Source organism: Bradyrhizobium sp. 179, assembly GCF_023073535.1.
Taxonomy (GTDB): Bacteria; Pseudomonadota; Alphaproteobacteria; order Rhizobiales; family Xanthobacteraceae; genus Bradyrhizobium.
The window spans coordinates 330,913-351,970 of record NZ_JADPJR010000053.1 but is presented as its reverse complement, the minus strand read 5'-3'; the positions used below and the strand labels follow the sequence as shown (position 1 = coordinate 351,970).

Sequence of the window (21,058 nt, the reverse complement as noted above, 5' to 3'; positions counted from 1 at the left end):
CCGGCACAGATCGTGCTATGCTTGGCCATCTTCGTCGATCCCTCCCTTGTTATGCGAACCTAAAGTTCGTTCAACCATTCGGGTCCCGATGAAGTGCCGGTCGCGATCTCGCTATGCCAGACAGCCCTCAAGGCTTCGGTGGGCACCGATCCGATCGAACGGCGACCCAGCTCGGCGGCCACCCGGGCTGGGCCATTCCTCACGGAACGGCTCAACATAACCGATCAGGCTAATACAAGGGTGGGCAAAGGCGCAACGCCGTGCCCACCTTTCTCTTTCGATGAAGCTGGTGGGCACGCTTGCGCTTTGCCCACCCTACGGCGGTCTGCCTACCCCACGATCCCCGCCGCGACCTGGCCGCGCAGACGTTCCAGGCCGAGCAATGTCTCCGCACAGGCGGCCGCGACCTCCGCGCCCTTGATCGCAAAATGCTTGCGGAAGAAGTCGTAGTGCACCTCGGTCTCGTGGAATTGCTGCGGCGTCAGCACAGCCGAGAACACCGGCACCTCGGTGCGGAGTTGCACGTCCATTAGCGCCTTGATCACGGTGTCGGCGACGAATTCATGGCGGTAGATGCCGCCATCGACGACGAGTCCGGCCGCGACGATCGCGGTGTAGCGGCGCGTCTTGGCGAGGACCTGCGCATGCAGCGGGATCTCGAACGAGCCAGGCACCTCGAACACGTCGACATGGGTGAGGTGCCGCGCTTCTGCCTCCTTCAGAAAGGCGAGGCGGGCCTCCTCGACCACGTCGCGGTGCCAGCAGGCCTGCACGAAGGCCACCCGCTGCGGCTTTGCGAAGCGCGGGTATTCGGGCGCGGGTCCTTGCGGAACCGGCGGTTCGGCGACTTCAGTTTCGACTTTGGAGGTTTGGACTTGGGGATCTTGCAACATCTGATTCATGGCTTTCCTCGGTTTAAGGACCAGAATCAGGGCACACGGAACGACAAACAGCCGCATCTTGCGATGCGCCTGCCACCGACCGTTCTCTTTCATCCGGACTTTGACCGTCGGCTTCGGAGTTGCACCGAATCTGCTGACCCTTCCCTTCGGCAAAATCCTTTTCAGGAAAGAACCTGAGGAAGGCGCTCGCGGGCTTGGGCCTTTCGGCCCTTACCGCCGGTGGGGACTTTCACCCCGCCCTGAGAACATCGGCCGTTCGGGATGAACGGCCTACCAGGAAATATGCCGCCGGCGAGCCGTTGCGGCAAGCGCGTTCCGCATGGGCAAAGCGCATGGTCCCATGCCGTCGCGGTGGGAGCGGCCTCGCGGGACGGAATTAGCAATTGGCGTCGGCCGCCCGAATCCGATTCCGGTTTGTTCTCCCTCGTCCGGTTTTGTCTCTCCCCGTTAACAATTGTGGCGGAGATGAGCTGTGGACGAACGAGTCCTGGCTTGTGGACGGACTCGGGACGCGGTTGCGCAGATTCCGCAAATCACATCACTTGATCCGCGACAGGCCCGCGCTGATCCGAGGGGATCGCAAGAGCGACCCTAGGGATCGCCGTAGCGACGTTTAGGGAGCGCGCGCCGGGCCAACCGCGTGCGTATCAAAACAACAAGAAGGCAAGAGGTCGAGACGGCATGTCCCTGCTCGAAGGCACTATCGATTCCAAGAGCCATCCGCTCGCGGTGGTCGAGGATATCGCTGCCAGCAACAACTGGCCGTTCGAACGCTCCGGCGAAGACGAACTCACGATTGTCTCGAAGGGACAATGGACCGATTACCAGCTCTCCTTCACCTGGATGGGCGAGATCGAGGCGCTGCATCTGGCCTGCGCCTTCGACATGAAGATCCCGCTGCAGCGCCGGGGCGAGGTGCAGCGGCTCGTCGCCGCGGTCAACGAGCAATTGTGGGTCGGCCATTTCGACCTGTGGACCAACACCGGCATGATCATGCACCGCCAGGCGCTGGTGCTGCCGGGCGGCCTCACCGCCTCCACCGCGCAATGCGAAGCCATGCTCGCGGGCGCCATCCACGCCTGCGAGCGCTACTTCCCGGCGTTCCAGTTCGTGGTGTGGGCCGGCAAGACCACCGCGCAAGCCATGGACGCGGCGATGTTCGACACGGTGGGCGAGGCGTAAGGCGCCCCAGCGCGTGAGGAGGGCATCGCCCATCCTTCGTCGTCCTGGACAAGCGATGACGGCGCGAAGCGCTATCGTGGCCCAGATCCAGGATCCATGCCGCGAGGGCTCTCCGTATCTTGCGATGCTTGTTGCTCTGCCCTCCATCCACTAGAACCACCTGGGGAAATGGGTCCTGGCTTTGGCCAGGACGACGGATTTGGCAGCAGCGATGGCGAACAACACCCTCCAAAACATCACCGGCACCATCCTCCTTGCCGGCGCCGGCAAGATGGGCAGCGCGATGCTGAGCGGATGGCTCGCGGGCGGGCTCGATCCGCGCCGCGTTGCGGTGATCGATCCGCACCTCTCGCCCGAGATCACCGCGCTTGCCGCCAAGGGCGTTGCGCTCAATCCTGACCTGAAAGCGGCGGGCACGGTCGAGACGCTGGTCGTCGCGGTGAAGCCTCAGATGTTCCGCGAGGCCGGCGCCAAGCTGAAACCATTCGTTTCGGACAAGACGTCGGTGGTCTCGATCATGGCAGGCATCACGATCGCCTCGCTTGAAGAGGTCTGCGGCCGCGCCGTGGTGCGCGCGATGCCGAACACGCCGGCCGCAATCGGCCGCGGCATCACCGTCGCCGTCGCCGCACAACATGTCAGCTCGGCTCAGCGCGCGGTGGCCGATGCGCTGCTGCGCGCCACCGGCTCGGTGGAATGGGTCGAGGATGAAGGCCTCATGGACGCGGTCACCGCAGTCTCCGGCTCAGGGCCAGCCTATGTCTTCCTGCTCGCCGAAGAGCTCGCGCGCGCCGGTGTGGAAGCGGGCTTGCCCGAGGCGTTGGCGACAAAGCTTGCGCGCGAGACCGTCGCCGGCTCCGGCGAGCTGCTGCACCAGTCCGAGCTTGCTTCAAGCACGCTGCGCCAGAACGTCACCTCTCCCGGTGGCACCACCGCTGCCGCCCTCGACGTGCTGATGGGCGAGCCCGGCCTGCGCGAGTTGATGATCCGCGCAATAGCGGCCGCGACGAAGCGGTCGAAGGAATTGGCGAAGTAGCTAACGGCCTCGCAGCTACGCTCCTAGTCGCTTGTTGAACATCTCAACATTGACGAGACCGCGCCCGTGGCGGCCCTCGCCGAGTTTGCGGGCGCCCTCGAACGCCTCGACCTCGAAACGAATGACGCGGCGCTCGACCGCGACAACTTTCGCTGTGGTCCGCACCGTCGCACCGACGCGAGCTGCCGCGAGATGGCGGATGTCAACCTCGGTGCCGACAGTGACCCAGCCGGGCTGAAGCGCGGAGCGGATCGCATCGCTTGCGGTCATCTCCATCTCGAGGATCATCATCGGCGTCGCATAAACAAACGGCATGCCGGGCACGAAATGCCCGACCGTGCGCTCCACCGGCACCACCAGCGTGCGCTCTGCGCTCATGCCGATTGTGATGAAGTCGCGTGCGTCCATGTTCTTTCTCGTCATTCCAGGCGCAAAGCGCGAACGCGAAAAGCCAGAGATTACGCCCTGACGGGCTGCCCCGGAATGAACTAACGCGTCACTTCTTCGCAGCCGCCGCGCGCTCAACAAAGGTCTTGCCGCCCTTCATCTTGTGGCGCAGCGGGGCCTCGTTGATCTGGATGACGACGGCATCGGCGTCGACGCCGAGATTCTTCACGAGCGCCTGGGTGATGTCGCGCATCATGCCGGCCTTCTGCTCGTCGGTGCGGCCTTCGGCCATGCTGATTGTGATCTCAGGCATCGTCTGCTCCCTGCTCGTCGTTGATCATCTATTCGTCATTGCCGGGCTCGATCCGGCAATCCCATCATTTGGAAGATGGATGCGCGGGTCAAGCCCGCGCATGACGAATGGAGCGAATGGCTAGCCCCAGCTCACGTCATGGCGCGCCAAGACCTCGCGCACCTTGGCGACGAGATCGGCCTCGCTGCACGAGAATTGCGCCGGTCGACTCTCGCGCCATTCCTGGTTGGAGGCGATCGCAGCGGCGGCCTTGGCACCCTCGATCAGATCCTTGATCTGAACCTCGCCGCGCGCCTTCTCGTCGGAGCCCTGGATGACGACGCAGGGCGCGTTGCGGCGATCGGCATATTTGAGCTGATTGCCCATGTTCTTGGGATTGCCGAGATAGAGCTCGGCGCGGATGCCGGCGGTGCGCAAGGAAGCGACCATCTTCTGATAGTCGGCGACGCGGTCGCGGTCGAATACGGTGACGACGACCGGCCCGAATTCTGGCCGCGTGTCGAGCTTGCCGAGCAGCGTCAGTGCGGACTGCAAGCGAGACACGCCGATGGAGAAACCGGTCGCCGGCACCGGCTCGCCGCGGAAGCGCGAAACGAGTCCGTCATAACGTCCGCCGCCGCCGACAGAGCCGAAGCGCACCGGGCGACCCTTCTCGTCCTTGGTGTCGAGCAGGAGTTCGACCTCGTAGACAGGGCCGGTGTAATATTCGAGGCCGCGCACGACGGAGGGATCGATGCGAATGCGATCCATGCCGTAACCCGAGGCCGTGACCAGCTTGGCAATTTCTTCCAGCTCGCTCACGCCGGCCTGACCGACTTCGCTCTTGGCGAGGTAGGTTTCTGCGGCGGCGATGGCTTCTTTCCAATCATCGCGCTGCTTGGTGATGGCGAGAACAACGTCAGCCTCCGCCGCACTTAGATTGGCGCCTTTCGTGAAGTCGCCCTTGCCTTCTTCGCCACCGTCCCATCGTCCGGGACCGAGCAATTTGCGCACTTCGTCGGCGGAAAACTTGTCGAGCTTGTCGATCGCGCGGAGCACGGTCAGCCTGCGTGCCGCGTTGTCGTCGCCGCCGAGCCCGATGGCTTCCAGAACACCGTCGAGCACTTTTCGGTTGTTCACCTTCACGACATAGGAGCCGCGTGCAATCCCGAGCGCCTCCATCGTGTCCGCGGCCATCATGCAGATCTCGGCATCCGCCGCCGGTGTCGCCGAGCCCACCGTATCCGCGTCAAACTGCATGAACTGGCGGAAGCGGCCGGGACCGGGCTTCTCGTTGCGGAACACGTAACCGGCGCGGTAGCTGCGATAGGGCTTTGGCAGCGTGTCGAAGTTTTCAGCGACGTAGCGGGCGAGCGGCGCGGTCAGATCGTAACGTAGGCTGATCCATTGCTCGTCGTCGTCCTGGAACGAGAACACGCCCTCGTTCGGACGGTCCTGGTCGGGCAGGAATTTGCCGAGCGCATCGGTGAATTCCATCGCCGGCGTCTCCACCGGCTCGAAGCCATAGAGCTCGTAAACAGCGCGGATCTTCTCGACCATCTCGCGCGTCGCGCGTATCGCGGCGGGATTGCGATCCTCGAGCCCGCGCGGCAGGCGCGCCTTCAATTTCTGGGGTTTTTTGGGTTTCTCGGCCATGCGCGGCGTTTACCAGCCGACGCGCAAGGCGGCAACCGTTCTTGCCCTCTCCTCTCGCGGGAGATCTCCCACAAGGGGAGAAGATAAAAGCTTCAAAACACCTTGCGGATCCAGTTGTGCGGATCGTTGGTGCGGCCGTACTGGATGTCGACGAGCTGCTTGCGCAGGCCCATGGCGACCGGGCCGGCCGCGCCGCCACTGATGTCGAAATCGCCGCTCACCGAGCGCACCTTGCCGATCGGCGAGATCACGGCGGCAGTGCCGCAGGCGAAGGCTTCTTTCAGCCTGCCGCTGGCGGCGTCCTTGCGCCACTGGTCGAGCGGGTAGGGCTCCTCGCGCACCGTCTTTCCGGCATCGCGGGCGAGCGTGATGATGGAGTCGCGTGTGATGCCCGGCAGGATGGTGCCGAGCGGCGGCGTCGACAACGAGCCGTCGTCGAACACGAAGAAGACATTCATGCCCCCGAGCTCCTCGATGTAACGGCGCTCGAGCGCATCGAGGAACACGACCTGATCGCAGCCATGCTGGATCGCTTCCGCCTGGGCGCGCAGGCTTGCGGCATAATTGCCGCCGCATTTGACGGCGCCGGTGCCGCCGATCGCAGCGCGCGTGTAGTTCTCGGACACCCAGATCGACACCGGTGCAGGGCCGCCCTTGAAATAGGAGCCGACCGGCGAGGCGATGACCGCGAAGATGTATTCGGATGACGGCTTGACGCCGAGGAAGGTCTCGCTCGCGATCATGAAGGGCCGTAGGTAAAGACTGCCCTCGCCGCCCGGCATCCAGGCGCGGTCGATGCGCACGACCTGCTCGACCGCCTCGATGAAGACATCCTCGGGCAATTGCGCCATCGCCATGCGGTCGGCCGAGTCCTTGAATCGCCGCGCATTGGCATCCGGGCGAAACAGGTTCACGCCGCCGTCGTCGCGCTTGTAGGCCTTGAGGCCCTCGAAAATTTCCTGAGCGTAATGGAGGACCGCGCCGGCCGGATCGAGCTGGAAGTTGGCGCGCGCCTCGATTTTGGCCTCGTACCAGCCGCCCTTGGCCTGATTGTAGCGGACGATCGCCATGTGATCGGTGAAGACTCGCCCGAACCCTGGGTCCACCAGCTTGGCGACGCGGTCCTTCTCAGGAGTCGGATTGGATGCGGGCTGGATGTCGAATGTCATGCTCATGTCCTTGGCTCCCGCTGCCGGTATCGGCGCTGTTCTGGCACCGGCCCGCCCCTGTTCGGGGCCGGCTGGCTTCATTAGGTGTCTGGCTGGACCGGCGCCAGCCTTGTTACGGCCGGTTTCCCGTGGCCAGCATGTCGCCGAGGACATGCTTTTGCGGAAGGCGGAAGTCCAGTATGTTTTGTCGAAATGCCGCTCGACAATCGCACGGTAGATCTGCTCCGGCCGTCGTCGCCTGTCCGGCTGTTTCCGCCGTCCCCGCTTCGACGCCGCCCGTCGCGATACGATCTAAAATTTCGTGCGGGCCAATCGTTTTGTAACATTGAACCTAAGATACGTCAATATGCCTGACATAAATTTCGCGAGTCCGTCTCAAGACGCCGCCGAGCCTCGGCCGGCCGCAGGCGATGGAAACAATTTGCGCTGGGATATCATCGAGCTGCTGTTCTTCGCCTATCGCGATTTCGTCGGCGATCCCGACCAGGAGCTGGAGGCCTTCGGCTTCGGCCGTGCCCATCACCGGGTCATGCACTTCGTCTATCGCTACCCCGGCCTCAAGGTCGCCGACCTCCTCGACGTCCTGCGCATCACAAAGCAATCGCTTGGCCGCGTGCTCAAGCAGCTTCTCGACGAGGGCTATATCGTGCAGAAGACCGGCGACAATGACCGTCGCCAGCGCCTGCTCTATGCGACGCCGAAGGGCGAAGCGCTGGTGCAGAAGCTTGCCGGGCTGCAGACCACGCGGATCAACAAGGCGCTTGCCGAAATGGGTCCGCAGGATGCCGAGACCGTCAAGCGCTTCCTGCGCGCGATGATTGATCGCGACGATCCGGACAAGGTGCTCGAGACGATCTTCGCTTCCGTCAACCACGACGCCAAGGAGTGACCGTGCCGCTCGCTGCCACGCTCGCCCGCCCGCCGGTGCAACCCGCCGACGATGCCCCGCATCTGCTGCTGGTCGATGACGACCGCCGCATCCGCGATCTGCTGTCGCGCTTTCTCGCCAGCGAAGGCTACCGCGTCTCGATCGCCGCCAGCGCCAGCGATGCGCGCGCCAAGCTCATGGGCTTGCATTTCGATCTCTTGATCCTCGACGTCATGATGCCCGGCGAGACCGGCTTCGACCTTGCCCGTTTCATCCGCACCTCGTCCTCGGTGCCGATCGTGATGCTGACGGCACGGCACGAGGCAGAAGCGCGCATCGAGGGCCTGCAGATCGGCGCCGACGACTATGTCGCAAAACCGTTCGAGCCGCGCGAGCTCGCGCTGCGCATCAACAACATCCTGAAGCGCGCCGCGCCGCCGCCGCAGGCCGCGACCGTGGAGAAGATCGCTTTCGGACCCTACGTCTACCATCTCGATCGCGGCGAGCTGCGCCAGGGCGATGAGGTCATTCACCTCACTGACCGTGAGCGCGAGATGCTGCGCATCCTCTCGGAGACGCCGGGCGAAACCGTGCCGCGCAGCGCGCTGACCGGCAACGGCAGCGTCAACGAGCGCGCCGTGGACGTTCAGATCAACCGCCTCAGGCGCAAGATCGAGACCGATCCCGCCAATCCGCTGTTCCTCCAGGCGGTGCGCGGCATCGGCTACCGGCTGGTGGCCTTGCCTTAAAGCCATAGAGCAGTGAAGCGCCACCGATGAGCACGATCGATACGGGCCTGACGCTTCTGAAGAGCGCCGCCGACCGCGTCTCCGCCGCCAATGGCTGGATGGGCAACGCATTCAAGGGCTGGATGCCGACCGGCCTCTATGCGCGCGCGCTGCTGATCATGATCGTGCCGATGGTGATCCTGCAATCGGTCGTCGCCTTCGTGTTCATGGAGCGGCACTGGAACACGGTGACTCGCCGCCTGTCCGCGGCGGTGGTGCAAGACATCGCCGCGCTGATCGACGTCTACAAGGGCTATCCGCAGGACAAGGACCGCGACCAGATCCGCCGCATCGCCCAGCAGCGGCTCGGCCTCGTCGTCGATTTCCTGCCCGCCGGGGACATGCCGCCGCCAGGACCGAAGCCGTTCTTCTCGCTACTCGACCAGACCCTGTCGGTGCAGCTCGGCCGCCAGATCGGGCGTTCGTTCTGGATCGACACGGTCGGCCGCTCCAATCTCGTCGAGATCCGCATCCAGCTCGACGATGCCGTGATGCGCGTGTTTGCCCAGCGCAGCGCCGCCTATGCCTCGAACTCGGAAATCTTCCTGTTCTGGATGGTCGGCACGTCCTCGATCCTGCTGATCGTCGCGGTGCTGTTCCTGCGCAACCAGATCAAGCCGATCCTGCGGCTCGCCGATGCCGCCGAGAGCTTCGGCAAAGGCCGCGAGGCGCCGAATTTCCGCCCCAGAGGCGCGCGCGAGGTGCGGCGCGCCTCCGTCGCCTTCCTCGAGATGAAATCGCGCATCGAGCGCACGATGGAGCAGCGCACCGCAATGCTGGCTGGCGTCAGCCATGACCTGCGCACCATCCTGACCCGCTTCAAGCTCGAGCTGGCGCTGATCGGCGATAGTCCGGAGCTCGAGGGCATGCGCAAGGACGTCGACGAGATGTCGATGATGCTGGAGGATTACCTTGCCTTTGCCCGCGGCGATTCCGGCGAGCAATCGCAGCCGACCGATATGGCCCAGGCCCTGGAAGAGCTGCGCAGCGACGCCGAACGGCACGGCCACACCGCGACCGTGGCGTTCCACGGCCTGCCAGTGGTGACGGTGAAGCCGGCCTCGTTCAAGCGCTGCCTTGCCAACCTCGTCACCAACGCCGCGCGCTACGGCAAGGCCATCGCCATCACCGGCCAGCGCGATCACCGCTATCTCACGGTCACGATCGACGACGACGGGCCGGGCATTCCCGCGCATTTGCGCGAAGAGGTGTTCAAGCCGTTCCTGCGGCTGGACAACGCCCGCAACCAGGACGAAGGCGGCACGGGCCTTGGTCTCGCGATCGCCCGCGACATCGCCCGCTCGCACGGCGGCGACATCACGCTCGGCGACAGCCCGATGGGAGGATTGAGGGCGAGCGTGAGAATACCGGTGTAACTGCTCTTGCCTCTCCCGTAAGAACGGGGCGAGGGAGCACACCGGTTTTCCGGCTACGATCTCGCTACTTCGGCAGCAGTGCCTTCAGCTTATCCACGTCGCGCACGTTCATCTTGAAGCCGCCTGGCATCACGATGTCGCCGGGCTTCTGGTCCGGCTTGCAGGCCCCGAGCCATTTCGCTTCGAGCGTCATGGTGCTATCGCGCCCTGCCGTGCCGGCGACGCCGCCTTGCGCATGCGAGGAGGTCTTCACCGTATAGGCCGAGTTGAAATCGCCTGATATCTCGGCATGCGAGGTCGTGCTGACGCCGGCGACGTTGCACTCGGAATCGCTGACATAGCCGGTCGCGGTCTTCTTGATCTCCTGCTTGGCGCAGATCTGCTTGGCCATCGGGGAGACGTTGTTGCTCATCTCCTTGTCGACGGTCTCGTCGGTGCAGTGCTGCATGGTCATCTCGGGCACGGGCGAGCCGGTCGTGACCAGCTTCATTTCCCAAAGGCCGGCCTTGCGCAGCGGCAGATCGTCGGCGCTGGCGCTGCCTGCCGACAACACGAGACAGGCGGCCGAGCCGAGCAAAGCGAGTTTGCGCGTCATCTGGGAGCTCCCGGCTGAGAGATTGCGGCGTTACGACCGCGGTTCAGTACAGCGTTCGGATCGGCTGGTCGGCGGCGCCATAGGGCACCCAGCGGCAGGAGAACGAGATGTAGCCGCCCTCGTAGGCCTGCACCGCGAGAAATTTGGCGACCTTGCCGTAGCGCGCGCAGTGATCGACCGCGACCTGCCGGGCATCGACCTGGGTCGCCATCGAATAGGCGATGATGCCGCCGGTGTCGTTGCCCTTGAACGGCGGCACTGGAAGGATATCGGCGCGCGCCGACTGGCTCGCCATCATACCCGAGACAACCAGGCTGGCGAGAAGACCCGCGGCCGCAATGATTCGCATTCCCGTCACTCCAATTGGCTGGCCGCCAGTTTACGGTGCTGCGATGGAAGTGGAAAGAACGGAAGCCATGCCGAGCGCGACGTTGTGGTCAACTCCTGGCGAAGTGTTGCCGCGCTGCACTTGACCCCGCCGAGCCTTCGCGGCACGGTCCCATCTTCGCAAGACCCAGCAGTCCGGATTGCCCATGCGCGCCCCCTCCCTGAAATCGCTCCGCTTTGCCGCCGTGCTCGGCCTCACGTTCGGGGCGCTGCCGCTCGGTGAGGCCAGGGCCGCCAATCCGCTCGAGACGAATTTCTGGCTGAGTGGGCCACGTTACGACGGCGCCGTCGCCGATTGCGACAAGGCGCTGCCGACGATCGCCACCCAGTTCTGGGAGAAGGAAAGCTCGTTCTGGAATTCCTCGTTGAAGATCACCGGCTTCTCCGCCGTTCGCGAGACCGCCTTCCGGCCCTGGCAGTCCGACAACATTCCGCGCCGCTATTGCACCGGCGACGCCATGCTCAATGACGGCAAGGTGCGCAAGGTGCATTTCTCGATTATCGAGGATGGCGGCTTTGCCGGCTACGGCAATGGTGTCGAATGGTGCGTCGTCGGAGTCGACCGTAACTGGGCCTACAATCCGGCCTGCCGCGCCGCCAAGCCCTGATTTCAAGGGCCCTTCGGGCCGATCCGGCGACCGAACGGCGGTGGCCCGAATTTTGTTCTTGAAATGTTCTTATCGCCTGCTAGGCTTCATTGCACAGTCTAGTTGAGGGGCGTCGCCATGTTTCATTCCAGATTGCATTCGTTCTCCCGCCTGGTGATCTCGCTGACCCTTCCCCTGATCCTTGCCGCAGGCTTGGCTTCGTTCGCCGGTGGCGCAAAGGCCCAGGACAAGCGGCAAAACGCGCCGGGCGAGTTCGATTTCTATGTGCTGTCGCTGTCATGGTCGCCCTCCTTCTGCGAGGAAGCGGCCGAGCGCAGCGGCCGTTCACAGATGCAGTGCAGCGGGCGGCCCTACGCCTTCGTGGTGCATGGCCTGTGGCCGCAATATGAAAACGGCTTCCCCGAATATTGCCAGCGGCCGGCACCGCGGCTGAACCGCGGCATCGTTTCCTCGATGCTCGACTTGATGCCGGCGCCGGGCCTGATCTTCAACGAATGGGACAAGCACGGCACCTGCTCCGGGCTCGAGAGCCGCAGCTATTTCGAAACGATCCGCAAAGCGCGCGCCGCGATCAAGATCCCGGCCGAATATCTCGATCTGTCGCAGGCCAAGACCGTGGCGCCGGCGGAGGTCGAGGACGCTTTTATCAAGGCTAATCCCGGCCTCAGCAATGCCGCCATCTCGGTCACCTGCAACCGGACACGGCTGTCCGAGGTCCGCATCTGCCTCAGCAAGGACCTGCAATTCCGCGCCTGCGACGAGCTCGAGCGCCGCACCTGCCGCCGCGAGCAGGTGACGATGCCGCCGATCAGGGGTGGGTAGAGCGAGCCCTCGGATCGTCATTCCGGGGCGCGCGGCTTGTCCGCCGCAGCCCGAAGAGCGAAGGCGGAAGCGCGAGCCCGGAATGCATCTGTCCGCGTTCTCAAAGAAATGGATTCCGGGTTCGGTGCTGGCGCACCGCCCCGAAATGACGGCCGTTACTTTCGCCTCGCGATGTCGTAACTCTCCGTCATGAACTACCGTCACGCCTTCCATGCCGGCAGCTTCGCCGACGTCATCAAGCACATCGTGCTGGCGCGCATCCTCACTTATTTGCAGGACAAGCCGGCGGCGTTCCGCGTCATCGACACCCATGCCGGCGCCGGCCTCTACGACCTCGACAGCAACGAGGCGCGCCGTGGCGGCGAGTGGCTGACCGGCATCGCGCGGCTGATGCAGGCGCGCCTGTCGAACGAGACCGCGGCGCTGACCAAGCCCTATCTTGACATCGTCCGCGCCTTCAATCCGAAGGGCGAGCTCAAAGCCTATCCCGGCTCGCCACTGATCGCGCGCGGCCTGCTCAGGCCGCAGGACCGCCTCGTCGCCTGCGAGCTCGAGCCGAAGGCGCGGAAAGCGCTGATCGACGTGCTGCGCCGCGACGAGCAGGCTCGCGTGGTCGATCTCGACGGCTGGATGGCACTGCCCGCCTTCGTGCCGCCGAAGGAGCGGCGCGGCCTCGTGCTGATCGACCCGCCGTTCGAGGCCAAGGACGAGTTCGAGCGGCTTGGCGAGGCCTTCTCAGCGGCGTTCGCGAAATGGCCGACCGGTATCTACGTCATCTGGTATCCGGCCAAGAACCGGCGCGCCACCGACACGCTGGCGCAAACGGTGGCCCGGCTCGCAGCCGCAGCAAAGCCGCCCGGAAAATGCCTGCGCCTCGAATTCAGTGTGGCGCCGCAGCTCGATGGCGCGGCCCTCACCTCCACGGGTCTCCTCATCGTCAACCCGCCCTACACGCTGCACGGTGAGCTCAAGACCATCCTGCCCGAGCTCGAAATGCCGCTCGGCCAGGGCGGCGCTGCCAGATTCCGATTGGAGGTGCCGAGGCCGTAACACTCCGGCATTCTTGGGAAAAATATGCAGGAACGGTAGTCAATCTGCGACGAACCGTATTATGCTGTTTCCGTGACTGGCTTTACGTTCCGCTTCCGCGAATGGTTGCGGCGGAGTGAAGGCCCAAGAAAGATCCGGCCGGACCTATGAGGTCCGCCCAAGGATGGCCAGCTCCCGGGCTTCGTAAGGTCCGGTCATGTCGTGACGCGAGTCTGCGCCGCGGCGGAGGAGCAATGAGGGGGAGTTTCCCGATGGCCATGACGGGAACGGTCAAGTTCTTCAACGGCGAGCGCGGCTACGGCTTCATCAAGCCGGACGACGGCGGCCGCGACGTCTTCGTTCACATCACCGCCGTAGAGCGGGCGGGACTGAAGGACCTTGCCGAAGGACAGCGTATTACTTTCGAAGTCGAACCGGACAAGAAGGGGAAGGGACCGAAGGCGGTCAATTTGGTCATCCTCTCCTAGCGAGCCTGGCTTAAAAAAATCCCGGCCGCTAGCGGCCGGGAGGTTGGTCCGGTCTTTTCTTCTTCAGCTATCAGAAGTGATAGTTCACGCCTGCGCGGACAACGCTGGCGCTATAGCCGTTTGACACGCCCGTAATTGCGAACTGACTCGTCGACAGATCGATGTAGAGATATTCGAGCTTGGCGGTCCAGTTCGGCGCAAGGCCGACTTCCGCGCCGGCACCGACGGTCCAGCCAGCGGTGGTGTGCGATTCTGTCCAGCCGAAGGTCTGCGCCCGCAGTTCGCCGAAAGCGAGGCCAGCGGTGCCGTAGAACAGCACATTGCTGAAGGCATAGCCGGCGCGGCCGCGCAGGGTGCCGAACCACGGATTGGAGAACTTCCACGGCGCGAAGGTATCGTCGGCACCGGCGGCCTGAATGTCGCCCTCGACGCCAAACACCCAAGGGCCGTTCTGGAAATTATAGCCGGCCTGCACGCCGCCGACGAAGCCGGAAGGCTTTGAGGGATTGTTGTCGACCGAACCCCATTCATAGCCGACGTTGCCGCCTAGATAAGGACCGGCCCAGCTGTACGCATTGAGCGGCTGATTGACCGTATAGGGCGCACGCTGCCCGTAACTGAGATCGGCGGCCCCTGCCGAAGCTGTCCAGCCGGCAGCAACCAACGCGGCTGCGCCCACAACGAGCCCCTTCATCACACACTCCAACGCAAACTACCGCCCCCGCGATGCCTGCGCCGCCGCGCAAAGCCAGACCGCATGGTTACGGAACCACCACTTTTTCGCGTAAGATTTATCGAGAGCTTTAAGTTAAAGGGCTGTTAAGCCGGGTTACCGCGCTATTAACAGGCTTAACCAAGCGTTACCGGGAACTGCGCCCGCCATCCTGTGCGTGCGCCACCGCCGGAACTTCAAATCGGCACCCCCAGCCCCTAAATTCGCACCATGGTTCACGATTCCCCCGACAATCCGGACGATGCACGTACGCGCAAACCCGTGCGCGTCACCGCACCGAACGCCCAACATCCGGAAACGGACATGGCGCCACCGGACCTCGATCCCGCGACTGCGAGCGGTGACGACGAGGACGATGCGCGGCTGCCGGATATCCTGGAAGAGAGCGGCGCGGTCGGCGAGGGCCCGCTGGCGACCGGTCATGAGGCGATCGAGCGCGCGGTCCGGCTCGCCCCCACCTCGCCCGGGGTCTATCGCATGCTTAATGCGAACGCGGACGTTCTCTATGTCGGCAAGGCCAAGAACGTCAAAAAGCGCCTGTCCAACTACGCGCGCCAGAGTGCCCCCCAGCCGGCGCGCATCCTGCGCATGATCGCCGCCACGGCGACCGTGGAGATCGTCTCAACCACAACCGAGACGGAAGCGCTGCTGCTGGAAGCCAACCTCATCAAGCAGCTGCGGCCGCGCTTCAACGTGCAGCTGCGCGACGACAAGTCGTTTCCCTACATCCTGATCACAGGCGACCATTGGGCGCCGCAGATCCTGAAGCACCGCGGCGCGCAGACCCGGCCGGGGCGCTATTTCGGCCCGTTCGCCTCGGCGGGCGCCGTGAACCGGACCATCACGGCCCTTCAGCGCGCATTCCTGATCCGCTCCTGCACCGATTCCTTCTTCGAGAGCCGCACCCGGCCCTGCCTGCTCTACCAGATCCGCCGCTGTGCCGGGCCCTGCACCCGCGAGATCGACTTTCCCGGCTATACGACCCTGGTGCGCGAAGCGACCGACTTCCTCTCCGGTAAGAGCCATGCGGTGAAGCAGGAGCTCGCCGGCGAGATGGAGAAGGCCTCCGGCGAGCTCGAATTCGAACGCGCCGCACTCTATCGCGATCGCCTCGCCGCGCTGTCGGCGATCCAGTCGCAGCAGGGAATCAATCCGCGCACGGTCGAGGAAGCCGACGTGTTCGCCATCCACCAGGAGGGCGGCTTCTCCTGCGTCGAGGTGTTCTTCTTCCGCACCGGACAGAACTGGGGCAACCGCGCTTATTTCCCGCGCGCGGAAAAGACATTTACCCCCGAAGAGGTGCTCGGCTCCTTCCTCGCCCAGTTCTACGACGACAAGCCGCCGCCGAAGAACATCCTGCTCTCGCACGAGATCGAGGAGAGCGAGCTGCTCGCCAGTGCGCTGTCGACCAAAGCCGGCCACAAGGTCGAGGTCACCGCGCCCAAACGCGGTGAGAAGAAGGAGCTCGTCACCCACGCGCTGACCAATGCGCGCGAGGCGCTCGGCCGCAAGCTCGCGGACACCGCGACGCAGAGCCGCCTGCTCGAGGCCATGGCCGCGACGCTGAGCCTGCCGCACGTGCCCAAGCGCATCGAGGTCTACGACAACAGCCACATCCAAGGCACCAATGCGGTCGGCGCCATGATCGTTGCCGGCCCGGACGGCTTCGTGAAGAACCAGTACCGCAAGTTCAACATCAAGTCGGAAGGGCTGACGCCTGGCGACGACTACGCCATGATGCGCGAGGTGCTGGAGCGACGCTTCAAGCGACTGATCAATCCGCCCGAGGAAGGCGTGGCCAAGGCGAAGGACGACGATTTCCCGCAATGGCCCGACCTCGTCATCATCGACGGCGGCCGCGGCCAGCTCAACGCCGTCCGCGAGATCTTTGCAGCTCTCGGCTTGACCCAGGTGTCGCTGATGTCGGTCGCCAAGGGACCGGACCGGGATGCCGGCCGCGAGACCCTGTTCATGCCCGAGCGCGAGGCGATCAAGCTGGAGCCGCGCGATCCCGTGCTCTATTTCATCCAGCGCCTGCGCGACGAGGCTCACCGCTTCGTCATCGGCTCGCACCGCAAGCTGCGCAAGAAGGACATCCGCGAGGCCGGTTTGCAGGAGATCCCCGGCATCGGGCCGTCACGTAAACGTGCCTTGCTGCATCATTTCGGAACCCTGAAGGAGATCGAGCGGGCCTCGATCGCTGATCTCGGCAAGGTTCCGGGCGTGAGCGCCGAAAGCGCCCGCAGGATTTTCGAGTATTTCCATCCCCAGCCGGGATGAACTAAAGGGGGGCCGCGGTCATATGATCGTTGCGTCCGCGCCTCATTTGGAGAGCGGGACGGTTGACGTTCAGGCACCAGCGGTATTGGTAGGACGGATGAACATCGCGACGACACGAGGGGCAACCAGGCGCTCGATGTCCCTTCCCAACATCCTGACCTACGGCCGGATCGCCGCGATCCCGGTCGTGGTCGGATGCATTTACGCGCAGTCGATCATGGACGGGCCGCTATGGCTGCGCTGGGTGGCGGTGGCCATCTTCATCGGCGCCGGGGTGACCGATTACCTCGACGGCTATTATGCGCGAATCTGGAATCAGCAATCAGCGTTCGGCCGGATGCTCGATCCGATCGCCGACAAGCTGCTGGTTGCCTCGTGCCTGCTGATGCTGGCCGCCGATGGCATCATCCATGGCTGGTCGCTATGGGCCGCCATCGTGATCCTGTGCCGCGAGATCCTGGTCTCGGGCCTGCGCGAATACCTCGCCGCGCTGCGCGTCAGCGTGCCCGTAACGAAGCTCGCTAAATGGAAGACGACGGTCCAGCTCGTCGCCATCGGTTTCCTGCTCGCGGGCCCGGCCGGCGATGAGGTGGTGCCGGTGGTCTCGATGATCGGGCTGGCGCTGCTGTGGGCTTCGGCGATCCTCACCATCTACACCGGCTACGACTATTTCCGCGCCGGCATCCATCACCTCATCAAGGAGGACGAGGGATGAAGGTGAAATATTTCGCCTGGGTGCGCGAGCGCGTCGGCAAGGCCGAGGAGACCATCGAACCGCCCGCAACGGTGCGCACCGTCGAGGAGCTGATCGCCTGGCTGTCCGGCCAGAACGAGGCCTATGCCTACGCCTTCGAGAAGCCGAAGGTGATCCGCGCCGCGATCGATCACGCCCACGTCAAGCCGGACACCGCAATCGCGGGCGCCCGCGAGATCGCGTTCTTCCCGCCGATGACCGGCGGCTAGACCAATGTTCTCGAACAGACCAGCGTACGGTGCCACCTCACCTCTCCCCGCCGGGGAGAGGTCTGGCACCGTCGGATCGGGACGAGCATGAGCTGCCCCGTGAGCATCCGCATCCAGGAGGACGATTTCGACCTCGCGCGCGAGATCGAAATCCTGACCAAGAGCCGCACCGACATCGGCGCGGTCGTGAGCTTCTCGGGGATCTGCCGCGCCGACGAGGACAGCGCGAAGGTCGCTGCGCTTACGCTCGAACATTATCCGGGCATGGCCGAAGAAGAGATCAAGCGTCACGTCGACGAGGCGACCTCGCGCTGGCCGCTGAACGGCGTCACGGTGATTCACCGCGTCGGCCGCTTCATGCCTGGCCAGAACATCGTGCTGGTGCTGACCGCCTCGCAGCACCGCCAGGCCGCGTTCCAGGCGGCCGAGTTCCTGATGGACTATCTCAAGACCAGCGCGCCGTTCTGGAAGAAGGAAGAGAGCGAAGCCGGCACCGGCTGGGTCGCGGCCGAGGCCCGCGACGACGAAGCCGCCGCACGCTGGACCCGGTCCTGATGGCAAGAGCATCCAAAAAGACCGCGCGTGGCCGCGCCGCGCCAAGACCTGGTAAGATCGGCCTTGCTAAGATCGGCCTTGCTAAGGTCGCTCCTGGTGAGCTTCTCACGCTGCTCGATTTGGTCCGCTATGCGGTGAGCCGCTTTGTCGAAGCCGAGCTCGCCTTTGCCCACGGCACCACCGATCCGGTCGCCGAGGCGGCCTTCCTGGTCAGCGAGGCGCTGCATCTCAATCCCGAACAGTTCGAGCTTTTCGCCAACGCGCGCGTCACCCTGGCCGAGGGCAAGACCGTTCTCGATCTCATCCATCAGCGCGTCACCACCCGCAAACCGGCCGCCTATCTCGTCAACAAGATCTACATGCGCGGGCTACCCTTCTATGTCGACGAGCGCGTCATCGTTCCACGCTCCTTCATCGGCGAGCTGCTGGACTCGCATTTTGGCCGCGACGGGACTGCCGGATCGCTGATCGACGATCCCACGGCGGTCGAGCGCGTGCTCGATCTCTGCACCGGATCGGGCTGCCTCGCCATCCTCGCCGCGCATCATTTTCCGAACGCCACCGTCGACGCGGTCGATATCTCCAAGGGCGCGCTCGAGGTCGCCACGCGAAATGTCGGCGAATACGGGCTCGAGAACCGGATCAGCCTGTATCGCGGCGACCTGTTCGCCCCGCTCGGCGATGCACGCTATGACCTGATCATCACCAATCCGCCCTACGTCGATGCGGAAGGCATGGCCGCGCTGCCGCCGGAGTGCCGGGCCGAGCCGAAGCTCGCCTTCGACGGCGGCGCCGACGGTCTCGACGTGGTGCGCCGTATCCTGCGCGAGGCGCCCGATCACCTGACGCCGGATGGCGGGCTGGTCTGCGAGATCGGCCGCGGCCGCGAACTGGTCGACAAGGCCTTTCCGGAACTACCGCTGCTCTGGCTGGACACCGAAGACTCCGAGGGCGAGGTGTTCTGGATCGCAGCCGCCGATCTCGGCTGATCCGCTACGCCGGGCACGCTCTCTCGGAACAAGTCAAATTCCGCCACGTTCATCCCCCGACGAATTGTCTTGCTCTCGGAGGATGTCCACATGCTCGCGCCATCGGGCGAATTGCTGCGCGCCGGCATGGCGCTCAAACTCAACCACCTCAAACGCGCCGCACAATCGTATTTGCGCGACCGCACCAACCAAGCCACCGGACGGGCGACGTCCTACGCGGTCGCAGCCGGCCTGTTCGCGATGGCCGGGCTATTCGTCATTGCGGCCCTCTTTGTCGGCCTGGTCGCGCTGTACCGCTGGGTTGCGATCACCTACGGGCAATTCTGGGGCTTTGGCGCCGTCGGAGCCCTGCTGCTGGTGCTCGCCGTAACCTGCGCCGGGTTGGCTCTGGCTCAAGTGAAGCGTCGGGACAAGCCGGTCGTGCCGCTCGCCAGCCGGATGCGGGTTGCGATCGCCACCCCGCGGATTCCTCGCGGAACGATCAAGCAGGCAGTGAAGGAGGTCGCAACGACGATCCCCCTCGTGCCGCTTGCACCCGGTGAACGCGGTCGCGACAGCAAAGCCTGGCCGAACCGCGCCAACCGTCCCGTGCAACTTGGCCTGATGCTCGCGGCCGTCGGCCTGGTCGGGTTGACGGCTGCACGCCGGCGGCGTCACAGGCACGGATTGGAAGCGTGAATGCTGATGCGGCGCTCCGAGCAAATGGACAGTTGGCTGCTGGTGGCGGCCACGGCAGTGTTCGTGCTCACCGCGGAGCGCTACTTCCAGGACTCCGGCCTGGCCAGGTCGGGGCCTCCGCAAGACCATCGCAAGGCCGAGGCGAATTCACCGGAAACGCATCCGGCGAGCGCGGCCGTGGAGCCCGGCCGCGGCCGTCATGCCAAGAGCCCGTTCACGATCCCCTGGGCGGGCTGGAAGGACATCTTCTGGCGGACCTATCAGCGCATCGATGAGGATCGCCTGCTGGCGACCGCAGGCGGCGTCGTCTTTTTCGGCCTGCTCGCGATCTTTCCCGCTGTCACGGCACTTGTCTCCTCTTACGGCCTGTTCGCCGATCCCGCGACAATCAGCGCCAATCTCCAGACGCTTGCGACCATGCTGCCCGAGGGCTCGTTCCAGATCGTCGAGGACCAGGTCGCGCGCGTGGTGTCGCATGGCAACACCACGCTCGGGGCCACCTTCCTGCTCGGGCTTCTGCTTGCGATCTGGAGCGCCAATGCCGGCGTCAAGGCGATCTTCGACGCTCTCAACGTCGCCTATGAGGAGCGCGAGAAGCGCAGCTTCATCAAGCTCAACATGGTGTCGCTGGCCTTCACTGTCGGCGGCATCGTAGCGCTGTTGCTGATGGTGGGCGCCGTCGTCGCCTTCCCGCTCGCGCTCAATCATCTCGGCATGGCGCCCGGAAGCAAGCTAATCGTGGCGCTGGCACGATGGCCGCTCCTGTTCCTCATCCTGCTCGTGGCGCTCGCCATCCTCTATCGCTTCGCGCCCAGCCGCGACGCGCCGCGCTGGCAATGGCTGAGCCTCGGCGCCGTGACGGCCGCCATCCTCTGGATCGCCGGCTCGGCGCTGCTGTCCTGGTATCTGTCAGAATTCGCCAATTACAACGCGACCTACGGCTCGCTCGGGGCAGCGATCGGCCTCATGATGTGGATGTGGATGTCGGCGATCGTCATCATGTTCGGAGCCGAGCTGAACTCGGAGATCGAGCGGCAGACCCTGCGCGATACGACCACCGGGCGGCCGAAGCCGCTCGGCAGCCGCGAAGCCGTCTCGGCCGACACGGTCGGCGCGGCCGCGCCGTCCTGACGGTGCAATTCGGTCCGCCCTTGATCGTGAGCGCCGGTTGCAAAGCTTGCGCGCCAACCTCGGCCCGCACGCTGCTATCCCCTCGAATCAACAATGATGTTAAGCTCACATGGCTCGGGGGAGCATGAGACGTGAGGCGTCGGA

Annotated in this window: 24 protein-coding genes and 1 riboswitch; of the genes, 16 read left to right on the top strand and 8 right to left on the bottom strand. The window is 64.6% G+C overall.

Annotated features, from left to right (window positions below; genetic code table 11):
• Positions 1-329: 329 nt before the first annotated feature.
• A complete protein-coding gene (locus IVB12_RS13325) occupies positions 330-902 on the bottom strand; it encodes a 6,7-dimethyl-8-ribityllumazine synthase (protein WP_247299492.1) in 573 nt (190 codons plus the stop codon).
• A 77-nt stretch (positions 903-979) separates the two neighbouring features.
• Positions 980-1,153: riboswitch (FMN riboswitch) on the bottom strand.
• Positions 1,154-1,583: 430 nt separating this feature from the next.
• Between IVB12_RS13325 and IVB12_RS13320 the strand changes: the two genes are divergently transcribed.
• Both IVB12_RS13320 and proC read left to right on the top strand, forming a co-directional pair.
• Entirely contained in the window at positions 1,584-2,084 is a 501-nt protein-coding gene (locus IVB12_RS13320; RefSeq protein ID WP_247277547.1) for a YbjN domain-containing protein, read from the top strand.
• A 211-nt stretch (positions 2,085-2,295) separates the two neighbouring features.
• A complete protein-coding gene (proC, locus tag IVB12_RS13315; RefSeq protein ID WP_247299490.1) occupies positions 2,296-3,120 on the top strand; it encodes a pyrroline-5-carboxylate reductase in 825 nt (274 codons plus the stop codon).
• Positions 3,121-3,135: 15 nt separating this feature from the next.
• Here the strand turns inward: proC and IVB12_RS13310 are convergent, their stop codons facing one another.
• The 4 genes from IVB12_RS13310 to IVB12_RS13295 form a co-directional block, all read right to left on the bottom strand.
• Positions 3,136-3,528: a hotdog domain-containing protein gene (locus tag IVB12_RS13310; RefSeq protein ID WP_247299488.1), complete on the bottom strand. Its 393-nt coding sequence runs from the start codon at positions 3,526-3,528 to the stop codon at positions 3,136-3,138.
• Between the two features lie 88 nt (positions 3,529-3,616).
• Positions 3,617-3,820 carry a tautomerase family protein gene (locus tag IVB12_RS13305; protein ID WP_025033847.1) on the bottom strand — a complete coding sequence of 68 codons (204 nt, stop codon included), beginning with the start codon at positions 3,818-3,820 and terminating at the stop codon, positions 3,617-3,619.
• A gap of 120 nt (positions 3,821-3,940) precedes the next feature.
• Positions 3,941-5,455, bottom strand: a complete 1,515-nt coding sequence (gene hisS, locus IVB12_RS13300) for a histidine--tRNA ligase (RefSeq protein ID WP_247299486.1) — start codon at positions 5,453-5,455, stop codon at positions 3,941-3,943.
• A 92-nt stretch (positions 5,456-5,547) separates the two neighbouring features.
• Positions 5,548-6,630 carry a branched-chain amino acid aminotransferase gene (locus tag IVB12_RS13295; RefSeq protein ID WP_247299484.1) on the bottom strand — a complete coding sequence of 361 codons (1,083 nt, stop codon included), beginning with the start codon at positions 6,628-6,630 and terminating at the stop codon, positions 5,548-5,550.
• Positions 6,631-6,970: 340 nt separating this feature from the next.
• Between IVB12_RS13295 and IVB12_RS13290 the strand changes: the two genes are divergently transcribed.
• From IVB12_RS13290 to IVB12_RS13280, 3 genes are read left to right on the top strand one after another with little or no spacing between them, the layout of a single operon-like run.
• Positions 6,971-7,513: a MarR family transcriptional regulator gene (locus tag IVB12_RS13290; protein ID WP_247299482.1), complete on the top strand. Its 543-nt coding sequence runs from the start codon at positions 6,971-6,973 to the stop codon at positions 7,511-7,513.
• On the top strand, positions 7,510-8,241 hold the full coding sequence (locus tag IVB12_RS13285; protein ID WP_247299480.1) for a response regulator transcription factor: 732 nt from the start codon (positions 7,510-7,512) through the stop codon (positions 8,239-8,241). The genes IVB12_RS13290 and IVB12_RS13285 overlap by 4 nt, the downstream gene beginning before the upstream one ends.
• A 26-nt stretch (positions 8,242-8,267) precedes the next feature.
• On the top strand, positions 8,268-9,656 hold the full coding sequence (locus IVB12_RS13280) for an ATP-binding protein (protein WP_247299478.1): 1,389 nt from the start codon (positions 8,268-8,270) through the stop codon (positions 9,654-9,656).
• Positions 9,657-9,720: 64 nt separating this feature from the next.
• Here the strand turns inward: IVB12_RS13280 and IVB12_RS13275 are convergent, their stop codons facing one another.
• Both IVB12_RS13275 and IVB12_RS13270 read right to left on the bottom strand, forming a co-directional pair.
• Complete coding sequence (locus IVB12_RS13275; protein WP_247299476.1) at positions 9,721-10,251, bottom strand: DUF3617 family protein; 531 nt, start codon at positions 10,249-10,251, stop codon at positions 9,721-9,723.
• A gap of 43 nt (positions 10,252-10,294) precedes the next feature.
• Complete coding sequence (locus IVB12_RS13270; protein ID WP_247299474.1) at positions 10,295-10,600, bottom strand: hypothetical protein; 306 nt, start codon at positions 10,598-10,600, stop codon at positions 10,295-10,297.
• 184 nt (positions 10,601-10,784) lie between these two features.
• Between IVB12_RS13270 and IVB12_RS13265 the strand changes: the two genes are divergently transcribed.
• The 4 genes from IVB12_RS13265 (at position 10,785) to IVB12_RS13250 (ending at position 13,585) form a co-directional block, all read left to right on the top strand.
• The gene (locus IVB12_RS13265; RefSeq protein ID WP_247299472.1) at positions 10,785-11,246 is read left to right on the top strand and encodes a hypothetical protein; all 462 of its coding nucleotides are present in this window, start codon (positions 10,785-10,787) and stop codon (positions 11,244-11,246) included.
• Positions 11,247-11,363: 117 nt separating this feature from the next.
• Positions 11,364-12,068, top strand: coding sequence for a ribonuclease T2 (locus IVB12_RS13260; RefSeq protein WP_247299471.1), 705 nt, complete (start codon positions 11,364-11,366; stop codon positions 12,066-12,068).
• Between the two features lie 189 nt (positions 12,069-12,257).
• Positions 12,258-13,118, top strand: a complete 861-nt coding sequence (gene rlmJ / locus IVB12_RS13255; protein ID WP_247299469.1) for a 23S rRNA (adenine(2030)-N(6))-methyltransferase RlmJ — start codon at positions 12,258-12,260, stop codon at positions 13,116-13,118.
• Positions 13,119-13,369: 251 nt separating this feature from the next.
• Positions 13,370-13,585 carry a cold-shock protein gene (locus IVB12_RS13250; protein ID WP_008544396.1) on the top strand — a complete coding sequence of 72 codons (216 nt, stop codon included), beginning with the start codon at positions 13,370-13,372 and terminating at the stop codon, positions 13,583-13,585.
• Between the two features lie 70 nt (positions 13,586-13,655).
• Here IVB12_RS13250 and IVB12_RS13245 read toward each other — a convergent pair whose 3' ends face one another.
• Entirely contained in the window at positions 13,656-14,279 is a 624-nt protein-coding gene (locus tag IVB12_RS13245) for an outer membrane protein (protein ID WP_247299467.1), read from the bottom strand.
• Positions 14,280-14,528: 249 nt separating this feature from the next.
• On the opposite strand from IVB12_RS13245, the gene uvrC reads away from it, so the two are divergent.
• From uvrC to IVB12_RS13210, 7 genes are all read left to right on the top strand, one after another.
• Positions 14,529-16,598, top strand: coding sequence for an excinuclease ABC subunit UvrC (gene uvrC, locus IVB12_RS13240; protein WP_247299465.1), 2,070 nt, complete (start codon positions 14,529-14,531; stop codon positions 16,596-16,598).
• A gap of 97 nt (positions 16,599-16,695) precedes the next feature.
• Positions 16,696-17,313, top strand: coding sequence for a CDP-diacylglycerol--glycerol-3-phosphate 3-phosphatidyltransferase (pgsA, locus tag IVB12_RS13235; RefSeq protein ID WP_247277561.1), 618 nt, complete (start codon positions 16,696-16,698; stop codon positions 17,311-17,313).
• The gene (moaD, locus tag IVB12_RS13230; protein WP_247299463.1) at positions 17,310-17,561 is read left to right on the top strand and encodes a molybdopterin converting factor subunit 1; all 252 of its coding nucleotides are present in this window, start codon (positions 17,310-17,312) and stop codon (positions 17,559-17,561) included. The genes pgsA and moaD overlap by 4 nt, the downstream gene beginning before the upstream one ends.
• Positions 17,562-17,648: 87 nt before the next feature.
• Positions 17,649-18,116, top strand: a complete 468-nt coding sequence (locus tag IVB12_RS13225) for a molybdenum cofactor biosynthesis protein MoaE (RefSeq protein ID WP_247299461.1) — start codon at positions 17,649-17,651, stop codon at positions 18,114-18,116.
• On the top strand, positions 18,116-19,105 hold the full coding sequence (gene prmB, locus IVB12_RS13220; protein WP_247299460.1) for a 50S ribosomal protein L3 N(5)-glutamine methyltransferase: 990 nt from the start codon (positions 18,116-18,118) through the stop codon (positions 19,103-19,105). Before IVB12_RS13225 ends, prmB begins: the two co-directional genes overlap by 1 nt.
• A 90-nt stretch (positions 19,106-19,195) precedes the next feature.
• Positions 19,196-19,783: a phage holin family protein gene (locus IVB12_RS13215; RefSeq protein ID WP_247299449.1), complete on the top strand. Its 588-nt coding sequence runs from the start codon at positions 19,196-19,198 to the stop codon at positions 19,781-19,783.
• Complete coding sequence (locus IVB12_RS13210) at positions 19,784-20,914, top strand: YihY/virulence factor BrkB family protein (protein ID WP_247299447.1); 1,131 nt, start codon at positions 19,784-19,786, stop codon at positions 20,912-20,914.
• Positions 20,915-21,058 lie beyond the last annotated feature (144 nt).